Genomic DNA, 16,379 nt, shown 5'->3' with positions numbered 1-16,379 from the left:
TAACAAAGGATGATGAAGCATGCTCGAAAAAACAACGAGAATTAACTATCTATTTGATTTTTACCAATCGTTGTTAACCCCGAAGCAAAGAAGCTACATGTCTCTTTACTATTTAGATGATTTATCTCTTGGCGAGATTGCTGAAGAATTTCAGGTAAGCCGCCAAGCTGTATATGATAATATTAAGCGTACGGAGACTATGCTGGAAGAATATGAAGAAAAGCTCGTTCTGCTCCAGAAGTTTCAAGAGCGGAAACGTCTAATCGAACAGCTGAAATCATTCATTAATGAAGACAGTCCGAAACAAGAGCTACTACAAATTGTTGAAGCAATTGAAAATTTAGAGTAGGAGGGCGGCACTATGGCATTTGAGGGATTGGCCGACCGACTTCAACTGACATTGCAAAAAATTCGCGGTAAAGGGAAAGTATCCGAGGCCGACGTAAAAGAAATGATGCGTGAAGTTCGTCTTGCCCTATTAGAAGCAGACGTTAATTTTAAAGTAGTAAAAAACTTTGTCAAGCAAGTATCTGAACGTGCTGTTGGACAAGAAGTAATGAAAAGCTTAACACCTGGACAACAAGTTATTAAAGTTGTACAAGAAGAACTCACAGAGCTTATGGGTGGTGAGCAGAGTAAGATTGCTGTTTCCAATCGTCCTCCTACGGTTATTATGATGGTAGGACTGCAAGGTGCTGGTAAAACAACTACAACTGGGAAGCTTGCTAATTTATTGCGCAAGAAGCATAACCGCAACCCTCTTCTTGTAGCAGCAGATATTTATCGGCCAGCAGCTATCAAACAGCTAGAGACCCTTGGTAAACAGCTTAGTATGCCTGTATTTTCTTTAGGTGACAAAGTGAGTCCGGTTGAAATCGCGAAGCAAGCAATTGAACAGGCAAAACAAGATCATAATGATTATGTAATTATTGATACTGCAGGTCGATTGCATATTGATGAACAGCTTATGGATGAACTGAAGCAGGTAAAGGAAGTAGCAAAACCAGATGAAATTTTCCTTGTTGTCGATTCCATGACAGGTCAGGATGCTGTAAATGTTGCCGAGAGTTTTCATGAACAACTTGGTTTAACAGGGGTTGTTTTAACAAAGCTTGATGGGGATACGCGTGGCGGTGCAGCGTTGTCTATTAAAGCTGTTACGAATACGCCAATTAAGTTTGTCGGTTTAGGCGAAAAGCTTGATGCACTAGAGCCATTCCATCCTGAACGCATGGCTTCTCGTATTTTAGGTATGGGTGATGTGCTAACATTAATTGAAAAAGCACAGCTTGCTGTGGATCAAGAAAAGGCAAAAGAACTCGAACAAAAAATGCTTTCTCAATCATTCACATTGGATGACTTTCTTGAACAGCTAGGACAAGTTCGACAACTTGGTCCTCTTGATGAAATTTTAAATATGATTCCAGGTGCTAATAAAATGAAGGGCCTCAAAAATGTTCAAGTGGATGATAAGCAAATTGGACATGTAGAAGCTATTATTCGTTCTATGACGAAAAAAGAACGGGAGCAGCCAGAAATCATTAATGCAAGTCGGAAAAAGAGAATTTCTAAAGGTAGCGGAACGTCTGTTCAAGAAGTAAACCGTCTATTAAAGCAGTTTGAAGACATGAAAAAAATGATGAAATCTATGACGAGTATGCAAAAGGGTAAGAAAAAAGGCATGCCTAAATTTCCATTTATGTAATTGATTGGCTTGGAATTTGAAAAAAAAACAGAAAATAATGTTCTGTTAAGAATTTATACTTTACAAAGGAATACCATATTTGATAATATAATTATCTGTGTGAAACAAATTCGGAGGTGCTTTATAAATGGCAGTTAAAATTCGTTTAAAACGTATGGGAGCAACAAAGTCTCCTTTCTATCGTGTAGTAGTAGCAGATTCTCGTTCTCCTCGTGATGGACGCTTCATTGAAGAAATTGGGTTCTACAATCCAGTTGCACAACCTGCAGAGGTAAAAATCGATGAAGAACGTGCATTAGAATGGTTAAAAAATGGTGCAAAACCATCTGATACAGTTCGTAACATTTTGTCTAACCAAGGAATCCTTGAAAAATTCCACTTATCTAAATTAAATAAATAAGAAGATTCTTGAGAAACAGGAATGTATGTATCCTGTCTTAAAGGAACGAATTCAGAATGTACATTCGAAATGTATAATAAAAAGGGTGAGGGAGTGTTCCTCTCCCTTTTTTATTAAAATGTTTTGATTTAATAAATAATAAAGCCATAAACCTTAACAGGAGTGAATACAATGGCAAAATGGTTGAATGTAGGAAAAATCGTAAACACCCACGGTATTAGAGGGGAACTTCGTGTTATGTCACGTACTGATTTTCCAGAGGAACGCTATAAGGTTGGCAACAAGTTATTTGTGTTTAAGGAAACTAGCTTTGAGCCAATTGAAGTAACGGTAACTTCCCATCGTGTTCATAAGGCATTTGATCTACTCACATTTGATGGCTATGATGACGTGAATGATGTGGAACAATTTAAAGGTGCTTTATTGAAGGTGTCAGATCAGCAGCTAGTAGAATTAGATGAGGGAGAATATTATTATCATGAAATAATCGGCTGCCGTGTTAGTACCGAAAGCGGAGAAGAAATTGGTACCATTACCGAAATTCTATCACCAGGTGCAAATGATGTCTGGGTTGTAAAACAAAAGAATGGGAAAGAAGTATATATACCATATATTGATCAAGTTGTCTTACAAATAAAGCCAAAAGAAAAGCTTGTGACAATTGCATTGATGGAAGGATTGTTAGAATGAAAATAGATATTTTAACTTTATTTCCTGAGATGTTTACAGGTGTATTTGGTTCTTCTATTTTAAAAAAGGCACAGGAGAAACAGGCAGTTTCACTCAATGTTATTAATTTTCGTGATTATTCCAATGATAAACACAATAACGTTGATGATTATCCATACGGCGGCGGAGCGGGTATGGTCCTTGCACCTCAGCCTATTCTTGATGCTGTAGAAAGCCTATCTGAATCGTCTAAGAAGCCTCGCGTTATTTTGATGTGTCCACAAGGAGAACGATTCACGCAGGAGAAAGCGGAAGAACTAGCTCGTGAAGAGCATTTAATTTTCATTTGTGGTCATTATGAAGGCTATGACGAGCGGATACGGATGAAAGTCACGGATGAAATTTCAATAGGCGATTTTGTATTAACGGGTGGAGAGCTAGCTGCTATGACTGTGACAGATAGTGTCGTCCGTCTTCTGCCGGAGGTGCTAGGAAATGAACAATCTTCTGTCCAAGATTCATTTAGTACAGGACTGCTTGAGCATCCTCACTATACGCGTCCAGCTGAATTTCGTGGATTAAGGGTACCAGACGTTCTTCTTTCAGGTAACCATCAAAAAATAGAGCAATGGCGTCACAAAGAGTCGCTTCGAAGAACGTATTTACGCCGACCGGATTTATTGGAAAAACGCGAATTAACAGCCGAAGAAAGAGCATGGCTACAAGAGTTTAAATTAGACAAGTAAAAATCCTTAACAGTTCTAATAAATCATACTTGTATGCTATTGCATCTGTATATATAATATGCTATGATATCATCTGTGACTTATATAAGTCGTTAACCAGGATGTTCCGCTGCAATTGCGAATAGGCTTGTAAGAGCGTCCGTTTGGAAGGAGAAAATAATATGCAAAATGTAATCGATGAAATTACAAAGGGCCAATTAAAATCAGATTTACCGTCATTCCGTCCTGGTGACACAGTTCGCGTACACGTGAAGGTAGTAGAAGGTACTCGTGAAAGAATTCAAATCTTCGAAGGCGTAGTTATTAAGCGTCGCGGAGGCGGAATTAGTGAAACGTTTATCGTTCGTAAAGTATCTTACGGTGTTGGAGTTGAACGTACATTCCCAGTTCATACACCACGTATTGCGAAATTAGAAGTAATTCGCCGCGGTAAAGTTCGTCGTGCTAAATTGTACTACTTACGTAACCTTCGCGGTAAAAAAGCTAGAATTAAAGAAATTCGATAATGAACATGTGGGAGCTTGTGATAGCAAGCTCCCTTTTTCCAATAACAGCAAGTAGTGGAGGGGCGTTCATGGCAAAGGAAAAAAACCAAATATGGGAATGGATAAAAGCATTTGTTGCAGCAATCACATTTGTGGCTATTATCCGCTATTTTTTCTTGGCCCCCATTTTAGTTGATGGTACTTCAATGATGCCAACATTACATAACCATGATCGTATGATAGTGAACAAATTTAGCTATAAGATAGGTGAGCCGCAGCGTTTTGATATCATTGTATTTAAAGCGACTGTAGACAAAGACTACATCAAACGCATTATTGGTTTACCAGGAGACACGATCGAGTATAAAAATGATGTCCTTTATATAAACGGAAAACCATATGAAGAACCATATCTTAATTCATATAAAAAGCAAGTGAAAGATGGGCCCCTCACCTATGATTTTAAATTAGAGGAAATTACAGGGCAGAAAACAGTGCCGCAAGGACAGCTATTTGTAATGGGAGATAATCGTCGATTTAGCAAGGATAGTCGAACGATTGGAACGGTGCCGATTGATCAAGTTATTGGGACAACGAGTATCGTTTATTGGCCGTTTTCAGATGCTCGCATAATTCAACATCCGTAGGGAGGAAGCGCGAATGACGATTCAATGGTTTCCAGGTCATATGGCAAAAGCAAGACGACAAATAGTAGAAAAACTAAAGCTTATTGATATTGTAATCGAGCTAGTTGATGCACGTTTGCCAATGTCTTCACGTAATCCGATGATTGATGATATTTTAGCAAATAAGCCGCGTCTTATTGTTATGACAAAAGCCGATTTAGCGGATGAACGAATGACGAATAAATGGATCCAATATTTTCATGGCTTAGGTTTTAAAGCAATTGCTTTAAATGTACAAGCAGGTCAAGGAATGAAGGAAATAACGGCTGCATCAAAAGAGTTAGTAAAAGAAAAATTTGAAAAGTTGATTGCAAAGGGCGTAAAGCCCCGTGCTGTACGTGCATTAATCGTAGGTATTCCTAACGTAGGAAAATCAACATTAATTAATAAGCTTGCAAAAAAGAACATTGCAAAAACAGGAGATCGCCCTGGTGTAACGACTGCTCAACAATGGATAAAGGTTGGGAAAGAGATGGAACTTTTAGATACACCTGGGGTATTATGGCCGAAGTTTGAAGACGAGCTTGTTGGTTATCGTCTTGCAACGACAGGGGCGATTAAAGACGCTATTCTTAATTTGCAGGACATCGCCGTGTATGCTCTCCGGTTTTTATCCGGGCATTATCCAAATCAACTGATGGAGCGCTATCAATTAACTGACATACCAGATGATATTGTTGAGCTCTTTGATGCAATTGGGAAACATCGAGGGTGTATTATGAGTGGTGGTATTGTAGATTATGATAAAACCGCGGAGCTCGTTCTACGAGAGCTTCGGGCAGGGAAATTGGGACGTCTAACGTTAGAAGGGCCGGAAGCAACAGCATAGAAAGGTGCGCATAGGCGTGCCTTTCTTTTTTTAGTTAATAATAAAAATCGGCGTTTTTCAGAGCCGTTTTGTTATAGATAGAGGAGGATTTTTTTATGGGGAAAACCATTCATGATATCGGGATTCTTTTAGAAGATATAACGTCGGAGAAAGATGAGCGTTTTATGGAATTGTTGCAAGATGAACGAAAAGGAGTACAGACCCTTGTAAAGAGATGGCGTAAAAGGAAAGAGAAAGATCTAGCAATGCAAGATCATTTTATTGAGATGACAAAGTATGAAGCTTCCCTACATAGCCAAGGTGTAAATTGGATTGCAGGAATAGATGAAGTCGGACGAGGTCCATTAGCTGGTCCGGTAGTTGCAGCAGCGGTAGTATTGCCTGAGTCTTTTTTCCTTCCTGGTTTAAATGATTCCAAGCAATTAAGTGAAGGAAAACGAGACCAATTTTTTGATTATATACAAGAGCATGCTATTGCTGTAGGGGTTGGTGTTGTCCCTGCAGAACGAATAGATGAAATTAACATTTATCAAGCGACAAAGCAAGCTATGATGCTAGCAATTTCTAATCTGTCTATTACACCTGAGCATCTTCTTATTGATGCTATGAAGCTACCTGTCGAATTGATGCAAACGTCGATTATTAAAGGTGATTGTAAAAGTATCTCGATAGCAGCTTCTTCCGTTGTAGCCAAGGTAACGCGAGATCGAATGATGAAGAAGCTAGGGAAAGAATATCCTTCATACGGATTTGAACGAAATATGGGGTATGGAACGAAGGAACACTTAGAGGCGATACATAAGCATGGCATCTTGCCGTTTCATCGTAAGTCGTTTGCACCTATTAAAGACATGCTAGACTGATAAATCTACTATTCTATGATTTTTTTCTGTCTCAATTGTAAGAAACAGTAACAGAATTTATTTCATAATTAGCATAAAAAAATATGTTAAATAATATAGGAAGAAATACGAGTTTCAAGAATGCAGTAAAGAACTCAAATGTAAGAAAAATTTGAAATCATCCTATTTATTTACATATTTTTTATCATTTTTGTCATTATATTCTAGACAGTCCCGTGCTTTTACAATAGAATATAATTGAGTAAATTTATTTTACGACAGCAAAGGGGGCTGGGGGAAATGAATATACATGAATATCAGGGGAAAGAAATTCTTAGACAGTATGGCGTATCCGTACCCAATGGTAGAGTTGCTTTTACAGTAGAAGAAGCTGTTGAAGCAGCAAAAGATTTAGGTTCAAATGTAGTAGTAGTGAAAGCGCAAATTCATGCAGGGGGACGCGGCAAAGCTGGCGGCGTGAAAATTGCGAGAAATCTAGATGAGGTTCGTACATATGCAGAACAACTGCTAGGGCTAAATCTTGTTACGCATCAAACGGGACCATCTGGCAAAATAGTAAAGCGCTTACTTATTGAAGAGGGGTGCGATATTCAGAAAGAATACTATGTCGGTTTTGTTCTTGATCGTTCTACATCTCAAATTGTTTTAATGGCGTCTGAAGAAGGCGGTACAGAAATTGAAGAGGTAGCAGAACATACGCCTGAAAGAATATTTAAAGAATACATTGATCCAGCAGTTGGACTCCAAGAATTTCAAGCTCGTCGTATTTCATACAATATCAACATACCGAATTCTCTCATTAATAAAGCAGTAAAATTTATGATAGGTTTATATAAAGTATTTGTGGACAAAGACTGTATGATAGCAGAAATTAATCCTTTAGTTGTTACGGGAGATGGTAATGTGTTGGCGTTGGATGCTAAACTGAACTTCGATTCCAATGCGTTATACCGTCAAGCAGATATTCTTGCATACCGTGATTTAGATGAGGAAGATCCCAAAGAAATTGAAGCATCTAAGTTTAATTTAAGCTATATTTCCTTAAATGGGAATATTGGATGCATGGTTAACGGAGCCGGTCTAGCTATGGCAACATTAGACATTATCAAGCATTACGGCGGGGATCCTTCTAATTTTCTTGACGTTGGCGGTGGAGCAACCGCTGAAAAAGTTACAGAAGCATTTAAAATTATTTTATCAGACCATAATGTCAAAGGTATTTTTGTTAATATTTTTGGTGGCATTATGAAGTGTGACGTGATTGCTGCTGGAATTATTGAGGCAACAAAGCAAATGGGTCTTACACTTCCACTTGTTGTTCGTTTAGAAGGGACAAATGTAGAATTAGGGAAGAAGCTATTAAATGAATCTGGATTAAATATTGCTGCTGCTGAATCCATGGCTGATGGCGCAAAAAAAATTGTTGCGCTAGTAGGCTAAAGGGGGAAAATAATGAGTATTTTCGTTAATAAAGATACAAGAGTTATTGTCCAAGGCATTACAGGTGAACAAGGTTTATTTCATACAACGCAAATGCTTGAATATGGGACGAAGGTAGTAAGTGGTGCCACTCCTGGAAAAGGTGGGACAGTTGTAGCTGGGGTTCCTGTATTTCATACAGTTAGCCAGGCGGTAAGTGAGACGGGAGCTAACGTTTCTATTATTTATGTTCCGCCTGCATTTGCTGCAGATGCCATTATGGAGGCAGTAGATGCGAATCTTGATTTAGTTATTGCCATTACGGAAGGCATTCCAGTACAAGATATGATTAAAGTTAAAAAATATATGCAAGGTAAAAAAACACGATTACTTGGCCCGAATTGTCCAGGAATTATTACACCTGATGAATGTAAGATTGGAATTATGCCTGGATATATTCATACGAAAGGTCATGTTGGAATCGTATCTCGTTCTGGTACATTAACGTATGAAGCTGTTCATCAGCTAACACAAGCAGGAATTGGCCAATCAACTGCAGTTGGAATTGGAGGAGATCCGGTTAACGGAACGAATTTTATTGATGTACTGAAAGCATTTAATGAAGATGAAGATACGCATGCGGTTATTATGATTGGAGAAATTGGCGGAACAGCAGAGGAAGAGGCAGCACAGTGGGTGCGTGCAAATATGAATAAACCTGTTGTTGGTTTTATTGGTGGTCAAACCGCGCCTCCAGGAAAGCGTATGGGACATGCTGGAGCAATTATTTCAGGTGGTAAGGGAACGGCTGCTGAAAAGATTAAAGTGATGAACGAGTGTGGTATAACAGTCGCACCAACTCCATCTGTTATGGGTGAAACACTTATTGCCGTTTTGAAGGAAAATGGAATATTGGAAACGTGTAAAGTGCGTTAAAGGGATAGAATGGTGCCCAACCTAAGGCACCATTTTGTTTTCAATCGTTGTACTTTAGAAAGGAGCCCTTTATGAAACGAAAGCATCTTCTCCATGTTCATTCTTTATTAGCAGATGACTGGCACTTGATTGCGAAGCTTATTCGAATGGATTCACAATTGGAAACTATGTATTTGCTAACTCCATCTGAAATGATTTCTTATCTTCAGCTTACTCCTCAAAAAGCAGATCGCCTCTACCATCATCTCCATTCTACTTCGTCATCTCAGGTTGAGGAAACATTACAAGAGCAGAACGTTTTTTACGTAACGATATGGGATGACAATTATCCAACGCTGCTTCGAGAAATACCTGATCCGCCATTTGTGCTATATGGGAAAGGAAACCAGGATTTTTTGAAGCACACGAATACGTTAGCTGTGGTTGGGACGAGACGGCCGTCTACGAATGGGTTAAATAGCTTACGCGCCATTCTTCGTTCGTTACTGCGGGAAGATTGGCTTATTGTAAGCGGATTGGCTTACGGAATTGATACAGTGGCACATATGACCGCACTAGAGCACGATCGAAGTACAATTGCTGTGCTAGGAGGAGGATTATCACATATCTACCCTTTAGCGAATTATAAAGCATTACAGAAGTGGGGAAAAAACCTTCTTCTCCTAAGTGAATATCCCCCTTCCTTTCCCCCTCAAAAATGGTATTTTCCAAAGAGAAATCGTATTATAAGTGGACTATCATTAGGGGTCTTGATTGTAGAGGCACAAGAGCGAAGTGGATCGCTTATTACAGCAGATTGTGCTTTAGAACAAAATCGAGAAGTATTTGCTGTACCAGGACCTATCCATCTATCCTCTACTGTCGGAAGTAATCGACTTATTCAACAGGGAGCGAAACTTGTTATCCATTCTACGGATATTGTCGAAGAATTGACACGAAACTAGTCGATATTAAACATTTTTTAACTTTTATGAAAAGAATGGTTGACAAGTCCCTCCTTATCTATGTTATTTTATATTCATTCTTGATTTATTAAAAGAAGGCGAATCCATAATACTAATGAATACTTGAATTCCCCTCTTAAGGAGGCACTAGAATGTCAGATTACCTCGTAATTGTAGAGTCGCCATCCAAGGCGAAAACAATAGAAAAATATCTTGGAAAAAAATACAAAGTAATAGCATCCATGGGACATGTTCGTGATTTACCAAAAAGTCAAATGGGCATTGAAATAGACAATAATTATACTCCTAAATATATTACAATTCGTGGGAAGGGACCGGTATTAAGAGATTTAAAGCTAGCTGCAAAAAAAGTGAAGAAAGTTTATCTCGCAGCTGACCCCGACCGCGAAGGAGAAGCAATTGCTTGGCATTTAGCAAATATGCTTCAAGTTGATACATCTTCAGATTGCCGCGTTGTTTTTAATGAGATAACAAAAGATGCAATCAAGGAATCATTTAAACACCCTCGTGCCATTAATATGGATCTAGTAGATGCACAGCAAGCACGTAGAGTACTGGATCGCTTAGTTGGCTATAATATGAGTCCACTATTGTGGAAGAAAGTGAAAAAGGGGCTAAGTGCGGGTCGTGTACAATCCGTTGCTGTACGTCTTATTATGGAACGGGAAAGAGAAATAAAATCTTTCATACCGGAAGAATTTTGGACGATTAAAGCAAAATTTGAAAAAGATAATGAAGTCTTTGAAGCTTCTTTTTACGGTGTGAACGGAGAAAAGAAAGAATTGCATAGTGAATCTGATGTAAAGGACATACTTTCTCAATTAAAAACAAAGCAATTTATAGTTGAAAACGTAACTCGTAAGGAACGGAAACGTAATCCTGCCTTGCCGTTTACTACTTCTTCTTTACAACAGGAAGCAGCGAGGAAGCTTAATATGCGAGCAAAGAAAACGATGATGCTCGCACAACAACTATATGAAGGAATGGATCTAGGGAAAGAAGGAACGGTTGGTCTTATTACATATATGAGAACGGATTCAACTCGGATTTCAGATACAGCACAAGCTGAGGCTCGTTCGTATATTATCGAACGCTATGGAGAAGCCTATGTAAATGCAGAAAAACGTAAAGAAGTGAAAAAAAATAATACACAGGACGCCCACGAAGCGATTCGTCCTACTTCTACGCTGCGCACTCCTGACGATGTGAAGGCATTGTTAAGTCGTGACCAATACCGTTTATATAAATTGATTTGGGAGCGTTTTATTGCGAGTCAGATGGCTCCTGCTATAATGGATACAGTTACGGTTTCACTTACGAATCAGTCGGTACAATTTCGTGCAAACGGATCAGTTGTAAAATTTCCTGGCTTTATGAAAGTGTATGTGGAATCTACTGATGATGAACGGGAGGAAAAGGATCGCCTGCTCCCACCAATGGAAGTAGAGGAAGTGGTAAGTGCGGGAGAAATTGAACAGAAGCAGCATTTTACACAGCCGCCTCCACGATATACAGAAGCACGATTAGTAAAAACATTAGAGGAGCTTGGTATCGGGCGACCATCAACCTATGTTCCTACGCTCGAAACGATTCAAAGACGTGGTTATGTATCCTTAGATAATAAAAGGTTTGTACCGACAGAGCTTGGAGAAATTGTAATTGAACTCATCCTAGCGTTTTTTCCAGAAATTATTAATATTGAATTCACGGCTAACATGGAACATAGCTTAGATGAAGTTGAGGATGGTAGAGAAAACTGGGTACATGTGGTTGATGAATTTTATAGAAGCTTCGAAAAGCATCTAGTTATAGCAGAAAAAGAGATGCAAGAAGTGGAAATAAAAGATGAACCAGCAGGTGAAGATTGTGATATTTGCGGAAGTCCTATGGTATTTAAGATGGGACGCTATGGAAAATTTATGGCTTGTTCGAATTTTCCTGATTGTCGAAATACGAAACCAATCGTAAAAGAAATTGGGGTTACATGCCCTAAATGTCAGAAGGGTCAAATCATTGAACGCCGCAGTAATAAGAGAAAACGTATTTTTTATGGCTGCAGCGAGTATCCATCTTGCGACTTTGTATCGTGGGATAAGCCACTTCCGCGTACATGTCCAAAATGTGATGGGATGCTTGTAGAGAAAAAGCTGAAAAAAGGTGTTCAAGTACAATGTGTTTCGTGTGATTACAAAGAAATACAGCAAATGTGAGCTAGCCAGCTCACATTTTTTTCGGATATTTAGAAGAAGGGTGATTGATAGTAATGGTTGTAGTTAATGTAATAGGAGCTGGCTTAGCGGGTAGCGAAGCAGCCTATCAAATTGCAAAGCGCGGCGTCGAGGTTCGTCTATATGAAATGAGACCGGTAAAACAGACGCCTGCTCATCATACTGATAAATTTGCAGAGCTTGTATGTAGCAATTCACTTCGTGCGAATTCACTAACAAATGCGGTCGGAGTGATAAAGGAAGAAATGCGTCGTCTTGATTCAGTAATCATTCGAGCGGCAGATGAATGTGCTGTACCAGCAGGTGGTGCACTTGCTGTAGATCGACACGAATTTGCAGGGAGAGTCACAGAGTACGTCAAAAACCATCCCAATATTACTGTTATTAACGATGAAATTACAGAAATCCCTGAGGGAGCAACCGTAATTGCAACGGGCCCGCTTACTTCTAAAGCACTTGCTGACGAGTTAAAGAAATTGACCGGGGAAGATTATTTTTATTTTTATGATGCTGCGGCTCCAATTGTTGAAAAAGAGAGCATCGATATGAATAAAGTATACTTAAAGTCAAGATACGATAAAGGGGAAGCGGCATACTTAAATTGTCCCATGACAGAAGAAGAGTTTGATCGATTCTATGATGCATTAGTTACTGCAGAAGTAGCTGTTTTGAAAGAATTTGAGAAGGAAGTTTATTTTGAAGGCTGTATGCCAGTTGAAGTAATGGCAAAACGTGGTAAACAAACGTTATTATTCGGTCCTATGAAGCCAGTTGGATTAGAAAATCCGAGAACTGGTGAAACGCCATTTGCAGTTGTCCAATTACGCCAAGACAATGCAGCAGGAACACTCTATAACATCGTAGGATTTCAAACACACATGAAGTGGGGAGCACAAAAAGAAGTATTTCGTCTTATTCCAGGATTGGAACAAGCAGAAATTGTTAGGTATGGTGTAATGCATCGAAATACATTCTTGAATTCTCCGAAGCTTCTTCGACCAACTTATCAGTTTAAAGGACGCGATGATTTATTTTTCGCTGGTCAAATGACGGGAGTAGAAGGGTATGTAGAATCTGCTGCATCAGGCTTGCTTGCAGGTATAAATGCTTCTAGACTTGTACAAGGGAAAGAGCCAGTCGTTATACCTCCTGTAACAGCTATGGGAAGTATGGCCCATTACATTACGAATACGGATGTGAAACATTTCCAACCGATGAATGCGAATTTTGGTTTATTTCCGCCGTTGGAAACGAAAATTAAGAAAAAGTTAGAACGGTATGAAGCATATAGCAACCGAGCTTTGGAAACGATTCAAAATTTTGTAAATATTTAATTAGATTCTTGCAAGAGCTACTAAACTGTGATAGTATTTAGTAGCTTTTGCTTTAGGTGGGGAGATAATGGACAATCAAGAAAGTCTTCATCAATTTTTTGAGTATTTGCAAATCGAACGTAACTATTCAAAACTTACAATCTTAAGTTATCGGGAAGATTCCGAGCAATTTGTTTCCTTTATGAAAAGTGAATGTATCCCTTCCTTTCAAAGTGTTACCTATAGCGATGTTCGTTTATATTTGACAAAGCTGCATGATTTAAAGCTAGCGCGACGATCTGTTGCAAGAAAGATTTCATGTATGCGAAGTTTATATCGCTTTTTCATGAGAGAGGAATATTGTAAAGAGAATCCGTTTCTTCTTGCATCACTACCTAAAAAAGAATTAGTAATCCCGCATTTTTTATATGAAGAAGAGATAGCTAAGCTTTTTGAAATATCGGATATTCATACTCCGCTAGGCCAGCGTAATCAAGCAATTCTTGAACTTTTATATGCTACCGGGATTCGTGTAAGTGAATGTTGTAGCTTGTCTTTACAAGATATTGATTTTCAAATGGAAACGATTTTAGTTACAGGAAAAGGAAATAAACAACGCTTTGTTCCGTTCGGCAGCTACGCACAAGAAATGTTACATCTGTATATACAAGAAGGAAGAAAAGTGTTATTACATAATCAACTGGAAAAGGGTGCTCTATTTTTAAATAGTAAGGGACATCCATTAACTGATCGAGGCGTCCGTTATATCTTAAATGACATGATGGGTAAAACTGCTCTCAATCTACACATAAGTCCTCACATGCTTCGTCATACATTTGCTACTCATATGCTTAATGAAGGTGCTGATTTACGAACGGTGCAGGAATTGCTTGGACATGCTCACTTATCCACAACCCAGATTTATACGCATGTTTCGAAGGAAAGGCTGCGTTCGGTTTATATGGAACATCATCCAAGAGCATAATGATGCTAGAAATAGAAAATGCTCATATAATGTATTGTGGTTGGTAAAAAAAACTAATCAATGCTAACGGTTCTTATTTTGTAATGATTATTCATGTAAAGTGTATATGGAATCTGTGTAATTTTAATGATAAAGGAGAATACGTATGGGAACCTTTCATGCTACAACGATCTTTGCAATTCATCATAATGGTAAGTGTGCAATGGCAGGAGATGGCCAAGTTACGATGGGCAATGCAGTTGTAATGAAACATACAGCACGCAAAGTTCGCCGTTTGTTTCGAGGGAAAGTACTAGCTGGTTTCGCTGGTTCTGTTGCAGACGCCTTTACTTTATTCGAAATGTTTGAGGGAAAGCTTGAAGAGTATAATGGTAATTTACAGCGAGCAGCCGTTGAAATGGCAAAAAAATGGCGCGGTGATAAAATGCTGCGTCAGTTAGAAGCCCTTCTTATTGTAATGGATGTAGAAAACATGCTTCTAATATCTGGAACAGGTGAAGTGATTGAACCAGATGATGGCATTTTAGCCATAGGTTCGGGTGGGAATTACGCGCTGTCTGCTGGTCGGGCTCTAAAACGGTATTCAGGTGACCATCTATCTGCTAGTGAAATAGCGAAGGCAAGTCTTGAAATTGCTAGCGAAATTTGTGTATACACAAATGGAAACATTATTGTTGAGGAATTGTAAAGGGAGGTATACAGTAATGCATTTACATTATACACCGCGTCAAATTGTAGAGAAGCTAGATCAATACATTATTGGTCAAAAAGCTGCAAAGAAGGCAGTTGCTGTAGCTCTTCGAAATCGTTATCGTAGAAGTTTACTTGACGAGAACATTCGCGACGAAATTTCACCTAAGAATATTTTGATGATTGGTCCAACAGGGGTAGGGAAAACAGAAGTAGCTAGAAGACTTGCAAAACTTGTAGGTGCACCATTTATTAAAGTAGAAGCTACGAAATTTACAGAGGTCGGTTATGTCGGACGTGATGTTGAATCTATGATACGCGATTTAATGGAGACGTCTGTTCGTATAATAAAGTCAGAAAAAGTAGATAAAGTACAAGATAAAGCGGAAGAACAAGCAAATCAACGTATTGTTGACATTTTAGTTCCGAGCTCCAAAAAACAACAAAGCTTTAAGAACCCGCTCGATATGTTATTCGGGGGCTATCAAAATACAGATACGAAAAGTGATAATGAGCAAGAGGAAGATGGAAACCAACAGCGTCGTAAGGAAATAGAACAAAAACTTGCTGCAGGACTACTTGAGGATGAAATCATAACGATTGAAGTAGAAGAACAACAATCCTCTATGTTTGACATGCTGCAAGGCACAGGTATGGAACAAATGGGGATGAATTTTCAAGATGCTCTTGGAAATCTTTTACCAAAGCGAAAGAAGAAAAGAAAACTTTCTGTTAAAGAAGCTCGAAAAGTATTGACAAATGAAGAGGCACAGCGCTTAATTGATATGGACGAAGTTGCACAAGAAGCTGTTTACCGTACAGAACAGCTTGGAATTATTTTTATCGACGAGATTGACAAAATTGCCGGTAAACAGTCCGGAGGTGTTGATGTATCGCGTGAAGGAGTGCAACGTGATATCCTTCCAATTGTAGAAGGATCGACCGTTGTTACGAAATACGGTTCTGTGAAAACAGATCATGTTCTGTTTATTGCAGCTGGAGCTTTCCATATGTCAAAGCCATCAGACTTAATTCCTGAATTGCAGGGGCGATTTCCAATTCGTGTGGAGTTGTCAAAACTTACGGTTGAAGACTTTGAGAGAATTTTAATCGAGCCTGATAATGCACTTCTTAAGCAATATACTGCTTTGTTAGCAACAGAAGGTATAGAAATTGAATTTTCTGACGATGCTATTCGTAAAATTGCAGAAATTGCATATCAAGTGAATCAGGATACAGATAACATTGGTGCTCGAAGACTTCACACAATTTTGGAAAAACTTTTGGAGGATTTATCATTTGAAGCATCAGAAATTACGATGAATAAAATAGTAATTACGCCACAATACGTTGATGAAAAACTGGCATCTATTGCAAAAGACAAAGATGTAAGTCAATTTATACTATAAAAATATACAGGTGTTTCGTCCTGGTTTCCGAGTAATAGAAATGAACCTGAA

17 protein-coding genes are annotated in these 16,379 nt (G+C 38.7%); all 17 read left to right on the top strand.

Annotation, left to right across the window (positions count from 1 at the left end; genetic code table 11):
* Window positions 1-19 precede the first annotated feature (19 nt).
* The 17 genes from ACM5BR_RS06725 (at window position 20) to hslU (ending at window position 16,328) form a co-directional block, all read left to right on the top strand.
* The gene (locus ACM5BR_RS06725) at window positions 20-349 is read left to right on the top strand and encodes a putative DNA-binding protein (RefSeq protein ID WP_416826874.1); all 330 of its coding nucleotides are present in this window, start codon (window positions 20-22) and stop codon (window positions 347-349) included.
* Between the two features lie 12 nt (window positions 350-361).
* Window positions 362-1,705 carry a signal recognition particle protein gene (gene ffh / locus ACM5BR_RS06720; RefSeq protein ID WP_416826873.1) on the top strand — a complete coding sequence of 448 codons (1,344 nt, stop codon included), beginning with the start codon at window positions 362-364 and terminating at the stop codon, window positions 1,703-1,705.
* A gap of 127 nt (window positions 1,706-1,832) precedes the next feature.
* Complete coding sequence (rpsP, locus tag ACM5BR_RS06715) at window positions 1,833-2,105, top strand: 30S ribosomal protein S16 (RefSeq protein WP_416826872.1); 273 nt, start codon at window positions 1,833-1,835, stop codon at window positions 2,103-2,105.
* 171 nt (window positions 2,106-2,276) lie between these two features.
* On the top strand, window positions 2,277-2,795 hold the full coding sequence (gene rimM / locus ACM5BR_RS06710; RefSeq protein WP_416826871.1) for a ribosome maturation factor RimM: 519 nt from the start codon (window positions 2,277-2,279) through the stop codon (window positions 2,793-2,795).
* A complete protein-coding gene (gene trmD / locus ACM5BR_RS06705; RefSeq protein WP_416826869.1) occupies window positions 2,792-3,520 on the top strand; it encodes a tRNA (guanosine(37)-N1)-methyltransferase TrmD in 729 nt (242 codons plus the stop codon). Before rimM ends, trmD begins: the two co-directional genes overlap by 4 nt.
* A gap of 161 nt (window positions 3,521-3,681) precedes the next feature.
* Window positions 3,682-4,026 carry a 50S ribosomal protein L19 gene (gene rplS, locus ACM5BR_RS06700; protein ID WP_416826868.1) on the top strand — a complete coding sequence of 115 codons (345 nt, stop codon included), beginning with the start codon at window positions 3,682-3,684 and terminating at the stop codon, window positions 4,024-4,026.
* Window positions 4,027-4,094: 68 nt separating this feature from the next.
* Window positions 4,095-4,652 carry a signal peptidase I gene (gene lepB / locus ACM5BR_RS06695; protein WP_416826867.1) on the top strand — a complete coding sequence of 186 codons (558 nt, stop codon included), beginning with the start codon at window positions 4,095-4,097 and terminating at the stop codon, window positions 4,650-4,652.
* 13 nt (window positions 4,653-4,665) lie between these two features.
* The gene (ylqF, locus tag ACM5BR_RS06690) at window positions 4,666-5,520 is read left to right on the top strand and encodes a ribosome biogenesis GTPase YlqF (RefSeq protein WP_416826866.1); all 855 of its coding nucleotides are present in this window, start codon (window positions 4,666-4,668) and stop codon (window positions 5,518-5,520) included.
* A gap of 95 nt (window positions 5,521-5,615) precedes the next feature.
* Window positions 5,616-6,383 (top strand): ribonuclease HII, encoded by a 768-nt coding sequence (locus ACM5BR_RS06685; protein ID WP_416826865.1) that lies wholly within the window; start codon window positions 5,616-5,618, stop codon window positions 6,381-6,383.
* 279 nt (window positions 6,384-6,662) lie between these two features.
* On the top strand, window positions 6,663-7,823 hold the full coding sequence (gene sucC / locus ACM5BR_RS06680; protein ID WP_416826864.1) for an ADP-forming succinate--CoA ligase subunit beta: 1,161 nt from the start codon (window positions 6,663-6,665) through the stop codon (window positions 7,821-7,823).
* Window positions 7,824-7,835: 12 nt separating this feature from the next.
* Window positions 7,836-8,738 carry a succinate--CoA ligase subunit alpha gene (gene sucD, locus ACM5BR_RS06675; RefSeq protein ID WP_416826863.1) on the top strand — a complete coding sequence of 301 codons (903 nt, stop codon included), beginning with the start codon at window positions 7,836-7,838 and terminating at the stop codon, window positions 8,736-8,738.
* A gap of 71 nt (window positions 8,739-8,809) precedes the next feature.
* Window positions 8,810-9,682: a DNA-processing protein DprA gene (gene dprA / locus ACM5BR_RS06670; RefSeq protein WP_416826862.1), complete on the top strand. Its 873-nt coding sequence runs from the start codon at window positions 8,810-8,812 to the stop codon at window positions 9,680-9,682.
* A 152-nt stretch (window positions 9,683-9,834) separates the two neighbouring features.
* Window positions 9,835-11,913 carry a type I DNA topoisomerase gene (gene topA, locus ACM5BR_RS06665; protein WP_416826861.1) on the top strand — a complete coding sequence of 693 codons (2,079 nt, stop codon included), beginning with the start codon at window positions 9,835-9,837 and terminating at the stop codon, window positions 11,911-11,913.
* Window positions 11,914-11,960: 47 nt separating this feature from the next.
* The gene (gene trmFO / locus ACM5BR_RS06660) at window positions 11,961-13,265 is read left to right on the top strand and encodes an FADH(2)-oxidizing methylenetetrahydrofolate--tRNA-(uracil(54)-C(5))-methyltransferase TrmFO (RefSeq protein ID WP_416827857.1); all 1,305 of its coding nucleotides are present in this window, start codon (window positions 11,961-11,963) and stop codon (window positions 13,263-13,265) included.
* 67 nt (window positions 13,266-13,332) lie between these two features.
* Window positions 13,333-14,229 (top strand): tyrosine recombinase XerC, encoded by an 897-nt coding sequence (xerC, locus tag ACM5BR_RS06655; RefSeq protein ID WP_416826860.1) that lies wholly within the window; start codon window positions 13,333-13,335, stop codon window positions 14,227-14,229.
* A gap of 145 nt (window positions 14,230-14,374) precedes the next feature.
* Window positions 14,375-14,917 (top strand): ATP-dependent protease subunit HslV, encoded by a 543-nt coding sequence (gene hslV, locus ACM5BR_RS06650; protein ID WP_416826859.1) that lies wholly within the window; start codon window positions 14,375-14,377, stop codon window positions 14,915-14,917.
* Window positions 14,918-14,933: 16 nt separating this feature from the next.
* A complete protein-coding gene (hslU, locus tag ACM5BR_RS06645) occupies window positions 14,934-16,328 on the top strand; it encodes an HslU--HslV peptidase ATPase subunit (protein WP_416826858.1) in 1,395 nt (464 codons plus the stop codon).
* Window positions 16,329-16,379: the final 51 nt, after the last annotated feature.

The organism is Ectobacillus polymachus, assembly GCF_048159605.1.
Lineage (GTDB): Bacteria > Bacillota > Bacilli > Bacillales > Bacillaceae_G > Ectobacillus > Ectobacillus polymachus.
This window is presented reverse-complemented; position numbering and strand designations above follow the sequence as displayed.